The 17,229-nt window shown below is 68.3% G+C and carries 17 protein-coding genes; 15 read left to right on the forward strand and 2 right to left on the reverse strand.

Translation table 11 applies throughout. The features are described 5' to 3' along the window. Positions 1 to 20 precede the first annotated feature (20 nt). The 13 genes from V5F78_RS17820 to V5F78_RS17880 all read left to right on the forward strand — a co-directional run bounded on the left by V5F78_RS17820 (position 21) and on the right by V5F78_RS17880 (position 12,528). Positions 21 to 503: an MSMEG_0572/Sll0783 family nitrogen starvation response protein gene (locus V5F78_RS17820; protein WP_394067630.1), complete on the forward strand. Its 483-nt coding sequence runs from the start codon at positions 21 to 23 to the stop codon at positions 501 to 503. A 35-nt stretch (positions 504 to 538) separates the two neighbouring features. After that, positions 539 to 1,603 carry a Nit6803 family nitrilase gene (locus tag V5F78_RS17825; protein ID WP_394067631.1) on the forward strand — a complete coding sequence of 355 codons (1,065 nt, stop codon included), beginning with the start codon at positions 539 to 541 and terminating at the stop codon, positions 1,601 to 1,603. Continuing rightward, entirely contained in the window at positions 1,509 to 2,648 is a 1,140-nt protein-coding gene (locus tag V5F78_RS17830) for an MSMEG_0568 family radical SAM protein (protein WP_394067632.1), read from the forward strand. The genes V5F78_RS17825 and V5F78_RS17830 overlap by 95 nt, the downstream gene beginning before the upstream one ends. Continuing rightward, on the forward strand, positions 2,645 to 3,190 hold the full coding sequence (locus V5F78_RS17835) for an MSMEG_0567/Sll0786 family nitrogen starvation N-acetyltransferase (protein WP_394067634.1): 546 nt from the start codon (positions 2,645 to 2,647) through the stop codon (positions 3,188 to 3,190). Before V5F78_RS17830 ends, V5F78_RS17835 begins: the two co-directional genes overlap by 4 nt. Continuing rightward, positions 3,187 to 4,164 carry a sll0787 family AIR synthase-like protein gene (locus tag V5F78_RS17840; RefSeq protein WP_394067635.1) on the forward strand — a complete coding sequence of 326 codons (978 nt, stop codon included), beginning with the start codon at positions 3,187 to 3,189 and terminating at the stop codon, positions 4,162 to 4,164. The genes V5F78_RS17835 and V5F78_RS17840 overlap by 4 nt, the downstream gene beginning before the upstream one ends. Beyond that, positions 4,161 to 5,399: an MSMEG_0565 family glycosyltransferase gene (locus tag V5F78_RS17845; protein ID WP_394067637.1), complete on the forward strand. Its 1,239-nt coding sequence runs from the start codon at positions 4,161 to 4,163 to the stop codon at positions 5,397 to 5,399. Before V5F78_RS17840 ends, V5F78_RS17845 begins: the two co-directional genes overlap by 4 nt. Then, complete coding sequence (locus tag V5F78_RS17850) at positions 5,392 to 5,679, forward strand: MSMEG_0570 family nitrogen starvation response protein (protein WP_394067639.1); 288 nt, start codon at positions 5,392 to 5,394, stop codon at positions 5,677 to 5,679. The genes V5F78_RS17845 and V5F78_RS17850 overlap by 8 nt, the downstream gene beginning before the upstream one ends. Positions 5,680 to 5,692: 13 nt before the next feature. Further along, the gene (locus tag V5F78_RS17855) at positions 5,693 to 6,973 is read left to right on the forward strand and encodes an MSMEG_0569 family flavin-dependent oxidoreductase (RefSeq protein WP_394067641.1); all 1,281 of its coding nucleotides are present in this window, start codon (positions 5,693 to 5,695) and stop codon (positions 6,971 to 6,973) included. Positions 6,974 to 6,996: 23 nt separating this feature from the next. Beyond that, positions 6,997 to 7,899: a Pnap_2097 family protein gene (locus tag V5F78_RS17860; protein WP_394067643.1), complete on the forward strand. Its 903-nt coding sequence runs from the start codon at positions 6,997 to 6,999 to the stop codon at positions 7,897 to 7,899. Positions 7,900 to 7,996: 97 nt separating this feature from the next. Further along, a complete protein-coding gene (locus V5F78_RS17865; protein ID WP_394067645.1) occupies positions 7,997 to 9,229 on the forward strand; it encodes a CaiB/BaiF CoA transferase family protein in 1,233 nt (410 codons plus the stop codon). Positions 9,230 to 9,455: 226 nt separating this feature from the next. Beyond that, the gene (locus V5F78_RS17870) at positions 9,456 to 10,691 is read left to right on the forward strand and encodes a methyltransferase domain-containing protein (protein ID WP_394067856.1); all 1,236 of its coding nucleotides are present in this window, start codon (positions 9,456 to 9,458) and stop codon (positions 10,689 to 10,691) included. After that, positions 10,688 to 11,218 carry a dTDP-4-dehydrorhamnose 3,5-epimerase family protein gene (locus tag V5F78_RS17875; protein WP_394067647.1) on the forward strand — a complete coding sequence of 177 codons (531 nt, stop codon included), beginning with the start codon at positions 10,688 to 10,690 and terminating at the stop codon, positions 11,216 to 11,218. Before V5F78_RS17870 ends, V5F78_RS17875 begins: the two co-directional genes overlap by 4 nt. Beyond that, positions 11,215 to 12,528: a glycosyltransferase family 2 protein gene (locus V5F78_RS17880; RefSeq protein ID WP_394067649.1), complete on the forward strand. Its 1,314-nt coding sequence runs from the start codon at positions 11,215 to 11,217 to the stop codon at positions 12,526 to 12,528. Before V5F78_RS17875 ends, V5F78_RS17880 begins: the two co-directional genes overlap by 4 nt. A 15-nt stretch (positions 12,529 to 12,543) precedes the next feature. Here V5F78_RS17880 and V5F78_RS17885 read toward each other — a convergent pair whose 3' ends face one another. Both V5F78_RS17885 and V5F78_RS17890 read right to left on the reverse strand, forming a co-directional pair. Beyond that, the gene (locus V5F78_RS17885) at positions 12,544 to 13,809 is read right to left on the reverse strand and encodes a glycosyltransferase (protein ID WP_394067650.1); all 1,266 of its coding nucleotides are present in this window, start codon (positions 13,807 to 13,809) and stop codon (positions 12,544 to 12,546) included. Continuing rightward, positions 13,806 to 14,882 carry a radical SAM/SPASM domain-containing protein gene (locus V5F78_RS17890; protein WP_394067652.1) on the reverse strand — a complete coding sequence of 359 codons (1,077 nt, stop codon included), beginning with the start codon at positions 14,880 to 14,882 and terminating at the stop codon, positions 13,806 to 13,808. The genes V5F78_RS17885 and V5F78_RS17890 overlap by 4 nt, the downstream gene beginning before the upstream one ends. A 365-nt stretch (positions 14,883 to 15,247) precedes the next feature. Here V5F78_RS17890 and V5F78_RS17895 point away from each other — a divergent pair, with 365 nt between their 5' ends. Together V5F78_RS17895 and V5F78_RS17900 are read left to right on the forward strand one after the other, a co-directional pair. Next, a complete protein-coding gene (locus V5F78_RS17895; protein WP_394067654.1) occupies positions 15,248 to 16,480 on the forward strand; it encodes an FkbM family methyltransferase in 1,233 nt (410 codons plus the stop codon). Continuing rightward, positions 16,477 to 17,202 carry an FkbM family methyltransferase gene (locus tag V5F78_RS17900; protein WP_394067656.1) on the forward strand — a complete coding sequence of 242 codons (726 nt, stop codon included), beginning with the start codon at positions 16,477 to 16,479 and terminating at the stop codon, positions 17,200 to 17,202. The genes V5F78_RS17895 and V5F78_RS17900 overlap by 4 nt, the downstream gene beginning before the upstream one ends. The last annotated feature ends 27 nt before the right edge of the window (positions 17,203 to 17,229 follow it).

The following is a 17,229-nucleotide window of genomic DNA, read 5'->3' on the forward strand; positions in this document are numbered from 1 at the left end:
CACCCAACGAGGAGTTCCGCATGCCCGCCGTAACCGCCCCCGCCCACCAGAAGGGTGATTTCTTCGTCGATTACGAGGACAAGAAGTTCGAGGACGTCAAAGCCCTGCCCGGCGAGAAGGCGCTCGTGACCTTCCACACCGTGGCGTTCGAAGGCTCCATCGGCTTCGTCAACCTGCTCCAGGCCACCCGCCTCAAGCGCAAGGGCTTCGAGACCTCGATCCTGCTCTATGGCCCCGGCGTGACGCTGGGCGTGCAGCGCGGCTTTCCCAAGCTCGGCGACGAGGCTTTCCCCGGCCACCAGAACTTCAACAACCAGATCACAAAATTCATGGAAGAAGGCGGCAAGGTCTATGCCTGCCGCTTCGCGCTCCAGGCCCTCTACGGCCATGGCGAGCCCTCGCTGATCCCCGGCATCACCCCCATCAGCCCGCTGGACGTGCTCGACCTGGTGCTGCTCCACCGCCGGGATAACGCCTTCATCCTCGACACCTGGACCCTCTGAGGCCCGGTCTCGACCCACGCACGATGGAGGCGAAGATGCCGAAAGAGACCAAGGTCCGCGTGGCCGCGGTTCAGATCGCACCCGATCTCGACACCCTGGAGGGCACGCTCACGCGCGTCCTCGCCGCCATCGCGGAGGCGGCGGAGAAGGGCGCCGGGCTGGTGGTCTTTCCCGAGACCTTCCTGCCCTGGTACCCCTATTTCTCCTTCGTGCACCCGCCGGTGCTCACGGGGGCCGAGCATCTTCGCCTCTACGACAACGCCGTGGTCGTTCCCGGCCCGGTGACCCATGCGGTGGCCGCCGCAGCGAAGCGGCACGCCATCGTGGTGGTGCTGGGCGTCAACGAGCGCGACCATGGCTCGCTCTACAACGCCCAGCTCGTCTTCGATGCCGACGGCACGCTGCTGCTCAAGCGGCGCAAGCTCACCCCGACCTTCCACGAGCGCATGATCTGGGGCCAGGGCGACGGTGCCGGCCTCAAGGTGGTCGACACCGCTGTCGGCCGGGTCGGGGCGCTGGCCTGCTGGGAGCATTACAACCCCCTCGCCCGCTACGCTTTGATGGCGCAGCACGAGGAAATCCACGTCGCGCAATTCCCCGGCTCGCTCGTGGGGCCGATCTTTGCCGACCAGATCGAAGTCACCATCCGCCACCACGCCTTGGAGAGCGGCTGCTTCGTGGTCAATGCCACCGGCTGGCTGACCGAAGAGCAGATCGCCCGCATCTCGCCGGAGGAGAAGCTCCGCAAGGGCCTCATGGGCGGCTGCATGACGGCGATCATCTCCCCCGAGGGCGCCCATGTGGTGCCCCCGCTCACCTCGGGCGAGGGCATCCTCATCGCCGACATCGACCTCGCCCTCATCACCAAGCGCAAGCGGATGATGGATAGCGTGGGCCATTACGCCCGCCCCGAACTGCTCAGCCTCAACCTCGACAACCGGCCCGCCGTGCCCATGCACGTGGTCGCGGATTTCTCGTCCTTCCCCGCCTTCGGGAGCGCCAGCGATGAAACAGACGATGCCCAACGCCGCCGCCCTGGCGCCCCTGCCGACGGCGCAATTGATCAACGAATTGCAATCGTTGGGGGTGCGGCTCGTTGATCCCAAGGCCGGCGCGGACAGCCGGCGCGGCGGGGCGGGTCCCTCCGACCATAAGGCGCTCACCCTCGACGGCATGACTGTGATGGTGCCGGTGCACACCGCGCCGGCCTTCGAGAGCCCTTATCTGGTGGAGAAGCCGGACGCGTTCGGCAACAGCCGCATCAGCCGCGACGGCGTGCCGATCGCGCAGGTGAGCTTTCCGGTGCGCCCCCGCTTTTACGACCGCGTGACGGCGGACGGCGTGCCTTATTCCAAGATCGCCGTGCTGCACGGGCGCGACGTGCTCGCCACCACCGTTCTGCAAAGCTGCATCCGTTTCGCGAGCCGCACCAAGACCTGCCAGTTCTGCGCCATCGGCCAGTCGCTGGCGGCGGGACGGACCATCGAGCGCAAGACGCCCGCCCAGCTCGCAGAGGTCGCCAAGGCGGCCGTGGAGCTGGACGGCGTGAAGCATATGGTGATGACCACCGGCACCCCGCCGGGCAAGGATCGCGGCGCCGCGATCCTCACGCAGAGCGCGGCGGCAGTGAAGGCGGCGGTCGCCCTGCCGATCCAGGCCCAGTGCGAGCCGCCGGACGACGACGCTTGGTTCGCCCGCATGCGGGACGCCGGCGTCGATGCGCTGGGCATGCATCTGGAGGCGGTGACGCAGGGCGTGCGCGAACGCATCATGCCGGGCAAGGCGCAGGTTTCGTTGGAGCGCTATTTCTCCGCCTTCGAGGCCGCCGTGCCGGTGTTCGGGCGCGGGCAGGTCTCCACCTACATCCTCGCCGGCCTGGGCGACACGGCGGACGAGATCCTCGCCATGTGCGCGAAGCTGGTCGGCATGGGGGTCTATCCCTTCGTGGTGCCGTTCGTGCCCATTTCCGGCACGCCGCTGGAGAGCCACCCGACCCCGCCGCCCGCCTTCATGCACGCCATCCTGAAGCCGCTGGCGCGCATGCTGGTGGAGAGCGGGCTGAAGTCCGTGGACATCAAGGCCGGCTGCGGCAAGTGCGGCGCCTGCTCGGCCCTCTCCACTTATGAGCGGGGAGGATGCGCGTGATGTTCGAGCCCTTCAAGCCGTTCCTGGCCTCCGAATTCCAGGTGAAGCACGCGACCGAAGCCTGGGAGCGCGCGGGCGCCGCCCGCCTGCGCCGCACGGTGTTCTGCGGCGAGCAGGGCCTGTTCGGCAGCGACGACCGCGACGCCATCGACGACGTGGCGACACCCATCGTCGCGGTCTCCTTCCTCGGCATCGCGGCGCACGACGTGGTGGGCACGGTGCGCATCCACGAAGAGACGCCCGGCGTGTGGTGGGGCTCGCGGCTCGCGGTGGCGGAGGACTATCGCAAGGTCGGCGCGCTCGGCGCCTCCCTGATCCGCCTCGCGGTCTCCACCGCCCATGCCCAGGGATGCGTGAAGTTCCTGGCCAATGTGCAGGCGCAAAATTTGCTGCTGTTCCGCCGCATGCGCTGGCGCAGCGTGGCGGAATTCGATCTGCACGGGCGGCCCCATCATCGCATGGAGGCGGACCTTGCCTATTACCCGCCGATCTCCACCGGCGCGACGGGCTTCGTCGCCTTGCCCCGGCGGGCCGCGTCATGATCGAAACCCGCGCCTTCGCTGAACTTGCGCAGCGCCTGCGGGCGGGCGCCGGCCTTGCCGCGAAGCGCGACATCGGCGCGGTGGCCGCAAGGCTCGGCCTGTCCGCCTCCGCCGTGCCGGTGGGCGACGATTGCGCGGCGATCCCGGACGGCGACGGCTTTCTGCTGCTCGCCATCGAGGGCTTCATGAATGCGTTCGTGGCCGGCGATCCCTGGTTCGCCGGCTGGTGCGGGGCGATGGTGAACATCTCCGACGTCGCCGCCATGGGCGGGCGCCCGCTCGCCATCGTGGACGCCGTATGGGCGAACGGAGAAGACGGCGCGGCCCCCGTGCTGGAGGGCTTGCGCGCGGCCTCGCAGGCGTTCGGCGTGCCGCTCGTGGGCGGCCATTCCAATCTGAAGAGCGAGGCCGGCGCGCTCTCGGTCGCCATCCTCGGGCGGGCAAAAAAGCTGCTCACCTCCTTCGACGCGCGGCCCGGCGAAACGCTGGTCGCCGCCGTGGACCTGCGCGGGCGCTATCGCGAACCCTTCTCCAATTGGGAGGCGGCCAGCGACGCGCCGCCCGCCCGCCTGCGCGGCGACATCGAATTGCTGCCGCAAATCGCCGAGGCCGGGCTGTCGCGCGCCGCCAAGGACATCAGCCAGGCCGGCATGATCGGCACCGCCGCCATGCTGGCGGAATGCTCGCGCATCGGCCTGGAGATCGAGCTTGCCGCCATCCCCCGCCCGGAGGGCGTGGACCTGACGCGCTGGCTGCTGAGCTTCCCGAGCTTCGGCTATCTGCTCAGCGTAGCACCGCCCGACGTGGCGGAAGTGACCGCCCGCTTCGCCGCGCGCGGCATTTCTGCCGCCGCCATCGGCACGGCGGTCGCGGGTGGCGAGGTGGCGCTGAACCATCGCGGCGCACGCGAACTGATCTGGGATTTCGCGCGAAGCCCACTCATCGGCTGCGCGCCACTGGAGATCGCCTCATGATCGCGCATGTTCTCCCGCCCAATCGCCCGCTGCGCATCGCGATCCTCGCCCATTCCACCAATCCGCGCGGCGGCGTGGTGCACGCTTTGGAACTGGGCGATGCGCTGGCGCGCCTCGGCCATTCCGTGGTGGTGCACGCGCCCGACACGAAGGGCGCCGGCTTCTTCCGCACCAGCCTGTGCGGCACGCTGAGCGTGCCGGCCTCCCCCGTGGGCGCCGACATGACGGACATGGTGCGCATCCGCATCGCCGATTATGTGCGCCATTTCGAGGATACGGCCCACCGGGCGTTTGATGTCTTCCACGCCCAGGACGGCATTTCCGGCAATGCGCTGGCGACCCTGAAGGAACGCGGGCTGATCCGCGCCTTCGCCCGCACGGTGCACCATGTGGACGCCTTCGCCGATCGCGCGCTGATGGCGCTTCAGACCCGCGCCATGGTGCACGCCGACCGCCTGCTGGTGGTGAGCCGCACTTGGCAGGAAGAGCTTTCCGCGCGGCTCGGACGCCCCGCCGACATCGTCGGCAACGGCGTCGACACGCGCCGCTTCTCGCCGGCGCCGGACGGGCGGGAGGACGCCTTGCGCGCCCGCCTCGGACTCGGCGCCGGGCCGGTGTTCCTCGCCGTCGGCGGGATCGAGGGGCGCAAGAACAGCGTGCGCCTGCTGGAGGCCTTCGCCCGCGTCCACGCCCGCCGGCCCACGGCCCAATTGGTGATCGCGGGGGGCGCCTCCCTGCTGGACCATCACACGGTGCAGCAGGCGTTCGACCTCGCCCTCGCCCGCCTCACCCTGCCCGACGGCGCGGTGATCCGCACCGGTCCGCTGGCGCAGGCGGACATGCCGGCGCTCTACCGCCTCGCCGATACGCTCGCCTTCCCCTCGCTGAAGGAAGGCTTCGGCCTCGTGGTGCTGGAGGCCATGGCGAGCGGCGTGCCGGTGGCGACCGCGCGCATCGCGCCCTTCACCGAATATCTCGGTGCCGCGGACGTCGCCTGGTGCGACCCGCTGGACGTCGCCTCCATCGCCGCCGCGCTGGACGCAACGCTCGACGCCGCGACCCGCGCTCGCCTGGCGGCGAACGGCGCGCGCGTCGCCGCCCGCCACGATTGGGACAGCACCGCGCAGGCGCACCTTTCCACCTACGCCCGGCTTCTGGACCCCGCCGATGCGGCGCCGGCCGAAATCGAGCCGACCGAAACCGCGCCGACCGCCCTGGAGGCGACCCATGCCTGAAATGCGCTTCCACATCCGCTGGCCCGACGGGACGAAGGAGGCCTGCTATTCGCCTTCCCTCGTCATCAAGGACCATTTCGCCCCCGGCGAGAGCTATGCCCTCGCCGATTTCCTCGCGAAGAGCCGCGACGCCCTCACCACCGCCAGCGAACGGGTGCGGGCGAAATACGGCATGCCGTGCTCCCTCGCGCTGGGCCAGCTCGCCCGCATCGAGGCGACCGGCCGCACCTTTTCAAACCATCCCGACGCCCGCGTCAGCATCGACGCCTTCGAAGACTGATCGGAGCCCCCCCATGACCAACAACTCCCTTCCGCACCACAGCGTCGTCATCATCGGCGGCGGGCAGGCCGGCCTTTCCGCCAGCTCTTATCTGAGCGAAAGCGGCATCGACCATGTGATCTATGAGAAGCATCGCGTCGCCCATGCCTGGCGGGACCAAAGGTGGGACAGCTTCTGCCTCGTCACGCCCAATTGGCAGTGCAAGCTGCCGGGCTACGATTATCCCGGCAGCGAGCCGGACGGCTTCATGAAGCGCGACGAGATCGTCGCCTATGTGGAGGATTACGCCAAGCGCATCGCCGCCCCGGTGCGCGAGGGCGTCGGCGTCAGCCGCCTGTCCCGGCAGGACGACGGCCGCTTTCTCGTGGAGGCGGCGGACGGGGCCGTGACCGCCGGCGCGGTGGTGCTGGCGGTGGGCGGCTATCATGTCCCGAACGTGCCGCGCATGGGCGAGCGCCTGCCGGAAAGCATCGTGCAGGTGCATTCCTCCAAATATCGTCATGCCGGCCAATTGCCCGAAGGCGAGGTGCTGGTGGTGGGCTCGGGCCAGTCGGGCTGCCAGATCGCCGAGGACCTGCACCTCGCGGGGCGCAAGGTGCACCTCATCGTCGGCAGCGCGCCGCGCTGCCCGCGCGTCTATCGCGGCCGCGACAGCGTGGACTGGCTCGCCGACCTCGGCCAATACGACCTGCCGGTGGAAAACCACCCGCTGAAGGAAAAGGTGCGCAAAAAGGCGAACCATTATCTTACCGGGCGCGACGGCGGGCGCGACATTGATCTGCGCCGCTTCGCCCTGGAAGGCATGCAGCTCTACGGCCGGCTGGAGGCGATCAGCGGCGGGCGCCTGCAGTTCCGCGACGACCTCAAACAGAATCTCGATTCCGCCGACGCGGTCTATAACGGCATCTGCGGCCTGATCGACAAGCACATTGCCGAGAACAAGATCGCGGCGCCGGCGGGCACCCATTACAGCCCGCTCTGGCAGCCGGGCGAAGCGGTGCGCGAGCTCGATCCCGTGGCGGCGGGTATCACCTCCGTCATCTGGGCCACGGGCTTTCATTCCGACTGGTCCTGGGTGGACCTGCCGGTGTTCGACGGCGCGGGCTATCCCACCCACAAGCGCGGCGTCACCAGCATGGACGGGCTCTATGTGCTCGGCCTGCCCTGGCTGCATTCCTGGGGCTCCGGCCGGTTCGTGGGGGTCGGGCGCGACGCCGCCTATCTCGCCGCGCGCATCGGCGAGCATCTCGGCGTGCGGGGACGCGCGCCCGTGAAACTCGATCTTGCGGTGTGAGCGACGCGACGCGGAGAACCCTCATGAGCCTCGCCTTCCGCCTGCCTTCCGCGGCCAGCCTGCTGCCGGCCGGCCTCTCCCTGCCCGCCTTCCGCGCGAGCGACCCGCTGGCCGAGCCAATCCGTCTCGGCATGCCGCACCTCGCCTATGGCGGGCTTTCGGAAACCTGGCTGCTGAAGGAACTCGGCCATCGCCACTGGCTGTTGCTGGCGCGCGGCGCCGGGCGCGAGGTGCCGGACTTCCGGGATGTCGACGGCGCCACCGTCTATGCCGCCTTCATCGCGGTGCAGGTCACCGACGCGACGCTCGGTGCCTTCCGCGAGCATGACAGCCTCGTTTTGCGCTCGCGCCTGGAACGCATCTCGCGCACCCAGTTCGCGAGCCGCCACGAGCTGCTGCGCGACGGCGTCCCCATGGGCAGCGTGGAGATGACCTCCGTGTTCGTGAAGCGCAAGGAAAAGGGGCGAAACCGGGCCTTGGCGCGGGTCGGTCTTCCCGGCTTCTCCGCGCCGGCGGCCAAGCCGAGCCTCGCGCGCACCGCCGCGCTTGCCGCCACCATCCGCGCCGGCCGGTTCGCGCAGCACTTCGGCTTTCCGAACTCGGACGGCGAGAGCGGCATTTCGCTCACCGTGCGCCCCTGCCCCTCGCAGGATTTCAACGGCGCCGACTTCCTGTATTTCGCATCCTTCCAGGCTTTCGTGGATCGCGCCGAATGGGAGGCGCTGCAGGCGCCCGCCGGCCTGTTCACGGTGGCGCGGGACATGGTGTTCCATTCCAATGTGGAGATCGGGGAGGCGGTGCGCATCGCGGTGAAGGCGCAGCGGGTGCAGGGTGACCAGCTGCTGCACTGGTGCGTGCTCACCCGCGCGGCGGACGGCGCCCGCCTCGCCGATATCTTCACCCGCCGGGCGCCCGCGCCGCGCTGAATGCGCCCGCCCCGCATTTCGTGCTTGAACTGAGCCCCCGGAAACTGGTGGAAGGGGAGGCGCGCCTCAGGCGCGGGTTCACGTACGGAGTTGGCCGATGAGTGCAGGGGAGCGCGGCGCGTTGCCGCTTGAGGGCATCAGGGTTCTCGACCTGTCGCGCATCCTTGCTGGGCCATGGTGCGCCATGGTGCTCGGCGATCTCGGCGCCGACGTCATCAAGGTGGAGCATCCCGGCCGCGGCGACGACACGCGGGACTGGGGCGTGCGCACCGCCGGCACCAACACCTCCTATTTCGACAGCGTGAACCGCAACAAGCGCTCCATCGGCGTCGATCTCGCAACGCCCGAAGGGCTCGCCATCGTCAAGGCGCTGGCGCGCGAGAGCGACGTGGTGGTGCAGAATTTCAAGACCGGCGGCGCCGCCAAGCTCGGCCTCGGCTACGAACAGCTGCGCGCGGAAAACCCGCGCCTGATCTATTGCTCCATCGCGGGCTATGATTCCCGCGGGCCGGAAGCGTCGCGGCCGGGCTATGATCTCGTGGTGCAGGGCGAGACCGGGCTGATGGCGCTGAATGGCGAGCCGGGCCGCCCCCCGCTGAAGTTCGGTGTCGCGGCGGTGGACCTGTTCACCGGCCAATATGCCGCCCAGGCGGTGCTCGCCGCCCTCTATGCCCGCGAGCGCGCCGGGCAGGGCCGCGAGGTGGAACTCGCGCTCTATGATTGCGGCATCGCGCTCACCTCCTATTACGGCCTGGAAGCCCTGGCGCGACAGGCGGACCTGCCGCCGGTGGGCAATGCCCATCCCTCCATCGTGCCCTATGGCGTGTTCCCCACCCTCGACGGGCCGATCGTGATGACGGTGGGCAACAATGCCCAATACCGGCGGTTCTGCGAAACCGTCATCCAGCGCATGGACCTGTTCGAGGATCCGCGCTTTGCCACCAATCTCGATCGCGCGCGTAACCGCGCCATCCTGATCCCCCTGGTGGAGGAGGAGCTCTCCCGCTGGCACCGGCCGGAACTGTTGGCGCGCCTGGAACAGGCCGGCATTCCCTGCGGCGAGGTCTTGGGCCTGCATACGGCGCTGACCTCCGCGCGGGCGCGCTCCTCAGGCCTCGTGGTGCAGGCGCAGGATGTTCCGCACGCCGAAGGCGAAGGGGAAACCAGCGCCCAGGTCCTCGCCCCGCCCTATCGGCTCGACGGGGAACGCGTGCCGGTGCGCCGCATGCCGCCCGCGCTCGGATCCTCCAGCGCCCCCCTGCTCGCCGAGCGGCTCGGCTACAGCGCGGCCGAGCTGGAAGCGCTCGCGGCAAAGGGCGTGATCCGCTGATGATTTTGCGCCGATGATCTAAGCTGCGGCGAGACGGCAACGAGACGCCGTGCCCGCTGCTTCAGCCTCGCACAAGCCATCGGGCCTTAGCTGCCATCCGTCATCCGATTGAACGGTTGGCGGAGGCCCTTATGAAAGAGATCTGCACACATCCCCGCACCGGGGCTGACGGCCGCATGCGCGCACCGGGTGCTCCGCGAGGCCGGGCATGACCGCCGGGCGGGTGATGACGCCCGGACATTGCCGCTTCTGCGATACGCCGCTGCGCCAGCGCTTCGTCGATCTCGGCGAAATGCCGCTGGCCAACGCCTACGTGCCGGAAAACCGGCGCAACACGAAGGAGGCGCGCTATCCGCTGCGCGCCAGCGTGTGCCCCTCCTGCCGCCTGGTCCAGGCGGACGCGTTTGTGGAGCCGAAGGACATCTTCAGCGACTACGCCTATTTCTCCTCCTACAGCGATTCCTGGGTGGCCCACGCCCAGCGCTTCGCCACCTACGCCACCGCGCGCTTCGGCCTGACCCGCGCGTCGCAGGTGGTCGAGGTGGCGAGCAATGACGGCTATCTGCTGCGCCATTTCATCGCCGCCGGCATTCCCGCCCTCGGCATCGAGCCGGCCGCGAACGTGGCGCAGGCGGCGCGCGCGGCGGGCGTGCCCACGGAAACCCGCTTCTTCGGCGCCGACGTGGCCGTGGGCTTGGCCGCGCGCGGCCATCGCGCGGACCTGATCGTCGCCAACAACGTGCTCGCCCATGTGCCGGACATCAACGACTTCGTCGCCGGGCTCGCACGCCTGGTGAAGGCCGATGGGGTGGTGAGCGTCGAATTCCCCCATCTGCTTCGCCTTATCGAAAGCGTGCAGTTCGACACGATCTATCACGAGCATTTTTATTATCTCTCGCTGCTGGCGGTGGAGAAGATCTTCGCCGCGCACAAGCTGAAAGTCTTCGACGTCCAGGAATGGCCGACCCATGGCGGCAGCCTGCGGGTGCTCGCCTGCCCGGCCGCCTCCCATGGCCATGCCGAGATGCCCGGCGTTGCCAAGGTGCGCGCGGACGAAGCCGCCGCCGGCTTCGACGCGGACGCGGTCTACGACAGTTTCCAGGAGCGCATCGCGCCGATCCGCGCGGGACTGCATGCGTTCCTCCATCAGGCCCATAATGAAGGCAAGCATGTCGTGGCCTATGGCGCGGCCGCCAAGGGCAACACGCTGCTGAACTTTTGCGGCGTCGGGCCGGACCAGATCGACTATGTGGTGGACCGCAATCCCCACAAGCAGGGCCGCCTGCTGCCCGGCAGCCATCTGCCGATCCACGGGCCGGAAAAGCTGGCGCAGACCAAGCCCGATTTCGTGCTGATCCTGCCGTGGAACATCAAGAACGAGGTGATGGCCACGAACGCCCTGGTGCGGGACTGGGGCGGACGCTTTGTGGTGGCGGTCCCGGATCTCGCGGTTCTGCCGTGAGGATCGCGCCGACCAGCATTGCCGGCGTCATGCATGTGCATGTGAGCCCGAATGCGGATGCGCGCGGCCTTTTCGCGCGCACCTTCTGCGCCGAGGCGTTCGCCGACCACGGGCTGGCGACCTCATTCCCCCAGGCGAGCACATCCTGGAATCCCCATTGCGGCACCTTGCGCGGATTGCATCTGCAACTGGAGCCCAAGGGCGAGGCGAAGCTGGTGCGCGCCACGCGCGGGCGGGTGTTCGACGTCGCCGTGGATCTGCGCCCAGCCTCGCCCACCTACCTGGCCTGGACCGGGCTCGAGCTCGACGCCGCCCGCCGCAACGCGATCTATATTCCCGAGGGGGTCGCCCACGGCTTCCTGACCCTGGAGGCCGGCTGCGAGGTCTTCTACCAGATGTCGCAAACCTACGACGCCGGTCTTGCGCGCACCTATCGCTGGGATGATCCCGCCTTCGCCATCGCATGGCCGGCCGCCCCCCGCATCATCTCCTCCAAGGACGCCACGGCGCGGGAGCTAAACTCATGAATTTTCCCGGACATATCTCCATCGCGGCGCCCGTGAGCCGGCCTGCGGATGCACCCGAGGACATCCGCGACCAGCCCATCCTCAGCTTGTGCATCCCGACCTATAACCGTGCGCCGTTCCTGGATTATTTGCTGACCAGCCTGGCCCGCGACTGCGCCTTCGCGTTTCCTTTCGAGGTCGTGGTCTCGGACAATGCCTCGACCGACAACACGGCCGAGATCGTCGCCCGGCACCAGGGGGGCGGGCTCGCGCTGTCCTACGTCCGGCAGGACGAAAACAAGGGCGGCATGCCCAATCTCATGACCGCCTTCCGCCGCGCGCGCGGGCGCTATGTGATGTATCTCGCGGACGATGACCTGATCGACGCCCCGGCGCTGGCGGAAACCATCGCCTATCTGCGCGCAAATCCGGAGATCCGCGCCTGCTATACGCCGTGGGAACTCTATGACGACGTGACCAAGCAACCGGGACCGCTGTTCTTCGATTTGCCGGAGGATTTCGTCATCCATCCCGGCCAGGAACTGGATCTGCTCGGCCACATCATCAACACCCACATCTTCCCGGAAACCGTGATCTATCGTGCGGATGCGGTGCGCGACATCTCCAGCGACTCGCGCTTCTGCTATTGGGCGTTCAGCTATCTTGCCCATGTGGTGCAGCACGGGCCGGTGGCGTTCCGCCGAAAGCATTATTATCGCTCGGTGACCGCAAGCCCCGTGGCCGCGCGCATCCAGGCCGGCCACGAGCAGACGATGAACGATTGGGACTGCTATCGTGGCGGGCTCGAATATTTCGTCTATGCCCTGCTGCGCCGCGCCGGCACCACGCTGAGCCTGGAGCAGAAGCGCGCTTTCCGCGACATGATCGACATCTTCGTCGAAACCCGCATGCGGGTGGCGCTGCGGCTCTGGCTGGGACGCGGCGACTTCCTGCGGGCCTATGAACTGATCTGCCGCATCCATTATCTCGACCCAAAGGGCGTCGGCGCGATCGACCAGATCGAGAAGCTGCCGCTGCTGATCCTCGCCCAGACCCTTGCGTGGCTCGCGAACGGCATCGCGGGGCTGGATCGCATCCAGCTCGACGGCGTCGAGGACGGCCAATCGGTCGCCGGCCTGCTGCGGGAGATGGGGCTGGAGCGCCGCATCCTGGTGAGCCCGGCGGTGCCCCATCTGGATGCGGCGGCGAAGCGCTCCAGCCTTGTGTTCATTCACAATGAAGACGCGCGCCAGCACTTTCTCGACGAGGGCTATCTGCCGGGACTGATTGTGAGCGAGCGCGAACTGCGGGGCAGCATCCTGCTCGGCTGAGCAGGACCGGTTGCCTCATTCTCCCTCGAAGGTGTCCAGGCTCGCATCGTCGGGCAGGCAGCTGCGGAAATGCCCGAGGCTGCCTTTTTCCGCACGCCCGCAGAAAAAGCGCGACGCGGCCGCGTCCTCCCCGCCCGCCGCGTCCGTGCGCGCGCGCAGGGTGGAGAGAAACCAGGCCCGCCCGTCGGTGCCGAAGGCGCCGGCGAAATCGCGCTGCCGCGGCGGCTTTTCCATCAAGTCGGTATAATGACGCGCGAACTGGTTCAGGGATGTTGCGGGAGCATGCGTGCGCGCCACGTCCCGCGCGCCCACCGCACCCATGCGCAGCAGCCGCTCGGGATTGCCGGCGGCCCGTTCGATCAGCGCCGCGCCGGCCTCGATGCTGTTCGCGATGAAGCCGTTGCGGTCATGCGTCACGATCGCCGCCTCCGCCGGATTGTCCCAGACCAGCGGCACCGCACCGGCCGACATGGCCTCCACCAGCGCGTTCTCGCCGGTGCCGTAATGCTGCGGATTGAGCGGATAGAGGAAGAGGTCGATCGCGCCGAGGACCGCGCGCGGGTCGGATGCATAGCCCTCGAAGCGCACCCGTTCGGGATGGCGCATCGCCGCCGCCCGCGCCGCCACCTCGCCGGTGGGATCAAGCGTGCCCCAGAGCGAAACCCGGATGTCGTGCGTCACCGCATCGACCATGTCGAAGAAGCCGGGATGCAGCTTGATGAAATCGAGCGTCCCGAGATAGCCCATCCGCACCGTGGGCGCCGGATGGCGCGGGCGCGGCGGGGCATCGAAGCCGAACCCGCTGTTGACCACGCCGAACGCCTGCGGCCGCGCCGAAAGCGCCGCCGCGAGGTTGGCCGCCTTCAGCGAGCAGGGCGAGGTGAACAGCACCTTGTCCGCGCATGTCGCGAGCCCGGCGGGGATCAGGGGCGGCGCCAGCCCGGAAATATGCACCCACGCCGCCAGGCGCATCGCCGGAAGGGCGTTGGTCGCAAGCAGGGCATAAAGGCGGGGATGGTTCCACCATTCCACCTGCACGATATCGGCGCCCGCGACCAGGCCGGCCAGTTCGCGCGGGTCAGGCGCGATGATGACGGGACAACCGGCGGCGCGCACGCGCTCCACGAAATGGGTGTCGCGCGGGCGCTCGAGCAGGGCGAACCAGTGCCGCGCGGCACCCCGCCCTGCGCCGTCCACGCGGGCGAGAGCCGCCTCGGCCAGCGCGGCATGCGCCTTCCCCACGCCGCCGCCCAGATGGGGGGCGATGTGGAGGATGTTCATTCGGCCTCAGCCGGCAGGCGCGCGGGGCTTCCGCCGGGAGCTGGAACGGCGGGGTTCACTCTCATCTTCGCCTTGAAAGTCTCCAGGATCTGCGGGCGATGGGCGTCGATCGAGTCCGGCAGGCAGTGGCTGAGCTGGCCGCAGCCGTGGCACACGCCATTCTCGCACCGCTTCCCCTCCAGATGCTGGAGGCGCAGCGCGTTCATCTTTTCCGAGGTCCAGATCTCCTTCATGGAGGATTGGCGCACGTCGCCGATGATCAGCTTGCGACCCCAGTCGAGGAAGCAGGAGCTGACCTGCCCGTCCGCGTTCACGGAATAGCCGTAGAAGATATAGGGGCAAGTGTCTGTCTTGCCGACCGGCTGCTGGTAGATGCCGCCGGTGATCTTGACGCCGCTGCGCGCTTCCACGTCGAAATCCGGCCAGCAGGGGGCGAAATTCTCGATGAAGATGCGGTCGCAATGATCGCCGAAGGTCTCGTAGAATTCAGCCCGCTGCGCCTCGGTGATCAGTTCGCCGGGGATTTTGATCACAACCTCGCACTGGCCCTTGTTGGCATAGAGCCATTTCACATTTTCGACGAAGGCCTCGAAGTCGAAATCGAAGCCGGTGAACCGCCGGTATTGCTCGGCCGTCATGCCGTCGACCGAGATGTTGATCTTGTCGAGCCCCGCCGCGATCACCGGCGCGAGCCGCTCGGGCGAGAGGAAGGTGCCGTTGGTGGTGGTGTCGATATAGTCCACGTGCCCGCTCGCCTTGGCATAGGCGATCATGTCGGCGAGGCGCCGGTTCAGGAACGGCTCGCCGTCCTTGTACATCCGCAGCACCTTGATCTTGTCGTCGAAGGCGCCGAGATCGTCGATGATCTTGGTGAAGACCTCGAACTTCATGGCGCCCTGGTAGCGGCCGGTCTCGCGGATCAGGTCGCGATGGCCGGTGGGGCAGAAGGTGCACTGGAAATTGCACGCGCTGGCGGGGTCCACGAACACCACGAACGGGGTCGCAAGCGGAATCACCGTCTCCAGCGCCGTGCGGCCTTCCAGATTAATGCGCGGCTTCACCTGTGCCTTCATGATCTCTCCACCCACCCGAGCCTGAAGGCGCCTGGTCGAGGACCGGCAGGGACATGCCGAGCCGCGCCGCGCCAGCGCCTTTGTCTGTTGTTCCGGCGCATGCCGAAGGATGAGACCACTCAACCAGCGGTCGATTGCGCCAGGCTGACCTCCCTGCCGCCGCCAACACGCGCCGCCCGCAGGTCGTCACAAGCCCGGCGAAAGCATCGTGCGGCACGCTCTCGTCAATGGTGGCACCGGGGCAAGGCACCGGGACAAGCCGACCGGGGCGCAGACACGCGCGACAGGAGGAGCGGCATGAGAGTCTCAGTGCAAGTGCGCGAGTCCGCGCGCGGTCCGGCGTCTGCGCAGCTGGCGGCATCCACATGACCGCCTTTCCCAATATGGGCCGAGATGGCATGCGGGCGCCCCCGCCCGTGCGCGCCCGCAGCTTTGAGGCGCTGCCGGACCGGCGCGCCGCCATCGCCCTGTTGCAGCATCTCAACGCGCGCGCCATCGCGCCGCGCCCGGTCGCGGTCGGCGAACGGCCGCTCGTGCTCTATGGCGCCGGCAACCTCGGCAAGCTGGCGCGCGGGCATCTCGACGCCATCGGCCAGCCCATCGCGTTCGTGGTCGATGCGGACGCCGCGCATCATCGCGCGGATCCCGACTGGCACGGCCTCGCCATCCTGGCGCCCGAGGACGTGGCGCCCCACGTGCGGCGCGAGGCCCTGCTCGCGATCTCCATCGCGAATAGCCCGTACGCGCCCATTCAGGCCGAACTGGCACGGCAGGGCTGGGCGGCTTGCGTGCCATTCTATGATCTTGCCGAGGGCTTCCGCACCAGCCACCCGCTGAGCAACGGCTGGTTCAGCGGCCCGCTGGACCTATCCGCCTTCGCCGCCGCAACCACCGCCCTGGAACTCTTCGCCGACGATGCCTCGCGCGCCCATTACCTGCGTTTTGCCGCCTGGCACATGGCGCGGGAGGAATGGGAGTTCGCCCAAGCCCCAGTGGTTCCCGCCGAACGCTTCTTCATTCCCGAGCTTTCCGCGACCTTGCGGGCGGGCGCCCGTTTCCTGGATGGCGGCGCCCACCACGGCAGCGTCACGGCAAGGCTGCTGGAACAAGTGCGGGGACAGGTTTCCGCCGTATGGGCGATCGAGCCCGACCCCGCCAATGCCGCGGTGCTGCGTGATTTCGCGGCGGGCCTGGATTGGCAGGTGCGCGCCCGCGTCGAGGTGCTCGGTCACGTGGTCGGCGCGCGACGCGCAAGCGTGCGCTTCCACCACGGGCTCGGCTACGCCTCGCAGATCTCGTCCACCGGCCAGTCCGAGCGCGAAAGCCTGCCCATCGACGCGCTCGGCCTCGACCCAACCTATGTGAAGCTGCACCTGGAAGGCGGCGAACTGGCGGCGCTCGAGGGCGCCCGCGAGACCCTGCGCCAGCATCGGCCGGCGCTCGCGCTCACCGTCTATCACAACGCCGACGGCCTCGCCCGCACGCCGCTGTGGCTGGCCCGGAACCTTGAAAACTATCAGCTCATCATGCGCGCCCACGCCTGGTGCGGCACCGGCGCGGTGATCTACGCCCTTCCCAAGGAACGCACGCGCAAATGAGCATCTTCGTCAGCGACAGCCGGTTCATCATGGACCTCGGCATGAATAATGGCGACGACACCGCCTATTATCTGGCCAAGGGGTTCAACGTGGTGGCGGTGGAAGCCAACCCCGCCCTGGCTGAGGCCGCAAGCGCCCGCTTCGCCGCCGAGATCGCGGCCAAGCGCGTCACCATCCTGCCCAATGCTGTGGCCGGCAAGGCCGGGCGCGTGAGCTTCTTCATCAATGAAGACAATGATCATTGGAGCAGCATGGACAAGGGGTGGGCGGGCCGCGAGGACAGCGCCTGCCATGCCATCGAGGTGGAAGCCCTGACCCTCGGCCAGATCTTCGACCGCTTCGGCATTCCCTATTATCTGAAGATCGACGTCGAGGGCGCGGACAAGGAGATCCTGGCCCAGCTCGGACGCCAGCTCATCAAGCCGCTGTATGTGAGCATCGAGGATTGCCGCTTCGGCTTCGACTATATCGAGATGCTGGCTGCCGCCGGATATGACGGCTTCAAGCTGCTGGACCAATCCACGGTCCACGAGCTGGAAGATGAGGCGATCGGATACAAATTCCCCGCCGGCTCGTCCGGCCCGTTTGGCCGCGCGCTTCCCGGCCAATGGCTGAGCCGGCGGGACATGCACTCCGTCTATGCCCGCACCGTGCGGGACCGCGCCGGCACCCGCCTCGCCCCGCGCACCCGCTGGTGGGACATCCACGCCACCAAGCGCTGACCCCCCTTTTCGCCAGCCGACAGATCC

The sequence above is a fragment of the Roseixanthobacter glucoisosaccharinicivorans genome, assembly GCF_043195095.2.
Classification (GTDB): domain Bacteria; phylum Pseudomonadota; class Alphaproteobacteria; order Rhizobiales; family Xanthobacteraceae; genus NCEH01.

Excerpts from the sequence above, each read along its gene's own strand:
- V5F78_RS17850 (WP_394067639.1), top strand. The coding sequence starts at position 5,392 with ATGCCTGAAATGCGCTTCCACATCCGCTGGCCCGACGGGACGAAGGAG.
- V5F78_RS17820 (WP_394067630.1), top strand. The coding sequence starts at position 21 with ATGCCCGCCGTAACCGCCCCCGCCCACCAGAAGGGTGATTTCTTCGTC.
- V5F78_RS17845 (WP_394067637.1), top strand. The coding sequence starts at position 4,161 with ATGATCGCGCATGTTCTCCCGCCCAATCGCCCGCTGCGCATCGCGATC.
- V5F78_RS17830 (WP_394067632.1), top strand. The coding sequence starts at position 1,509 with ATGAAACAGACGATGCCCAACGCCGCCGCCCTGGCGCCCCTGCCGACG.
- V5F78_RS17860 (WP_394067643.1), top strand. The coding sequence starts at position 6,997 with ATGAGCCTCGCCTTCCGCCTGCCTTCCGCGGCCAGCCTGCTGCCGGCC.
- V5F78_RS17855 (WP_394067641.1), top strand. The coding sequence starts at position 5,693 with ATGACCAACAACTCCCTTCCGCACCACAGCGTCGTCATCATCGGCGGC.
- V5F78_RS17885 (WP_394067650.1), bottom strand. The coding sequence starts at position 13,809 with ATGAACATCCTCCACATCGCCCCCCATCTGGGCGGCGGCGTGGGGAAG.
- V5F78_RS17870 (WP_394067856.1), top strand. The coding sequence starts at position 9,456 with ATGACGCCCGGACATTGCCGCTTCTGCGATACGCCGCTGCGCCAGCGC.
- V5F78_RS17880 (WP_394067649.1), top strand. The coding sequence starts at position 11,215 with ATGAATTTTCCCGGACATATCTCCATCGCGGCGCCCGTGAGCCGGCCT.
- V5F78_RS17900 (WP_394067656.1), top strand. The coding sequence starts at position 16,477 with ATGAGCATCTTCGTCAGCGACAGCCGGTTCATCATGGACCTCGGCATG.
- V5F78_RS17890 (WP_394067652.1), bottom strand. The coding sequence starts at position 14,882 with ATGAAGGCACAGGTGAAGCCGCGCATTAATCTGGAAGGCCGCACGGCG.
- V5F78_RS17895 (WP_394067654.1), top strand. The coding sequence starts at position 15,248 with ATGACCGCCTTTCCCAATATGGGCCGAGATGGCATGCGGGCGCCCCCG.
- V5F78_RS17865 (WP_394067645.1), top strand. The coding sequence starts at position 7,997 with ATGAGTGCAGGGGAGCGCGGCGCGTTGCCGCTTGAGGGCATCAGGGTT.
- V5F78_RS17840 (WP_394067635.1), top strand. The coding sequence starts at position 3,187 with ATGATCGAAACCCGCGCCTTCGCTGAACTTGCGCAGCGCCTGCGGGCG.
- V5F78_RS17825 (WP_394067631.1), top strand. The coding sequence starts at position 539 with ATGCCGAAAGAGACCAAGGTCCGCGTGGCCGCGGTTCAGATCGCACCC.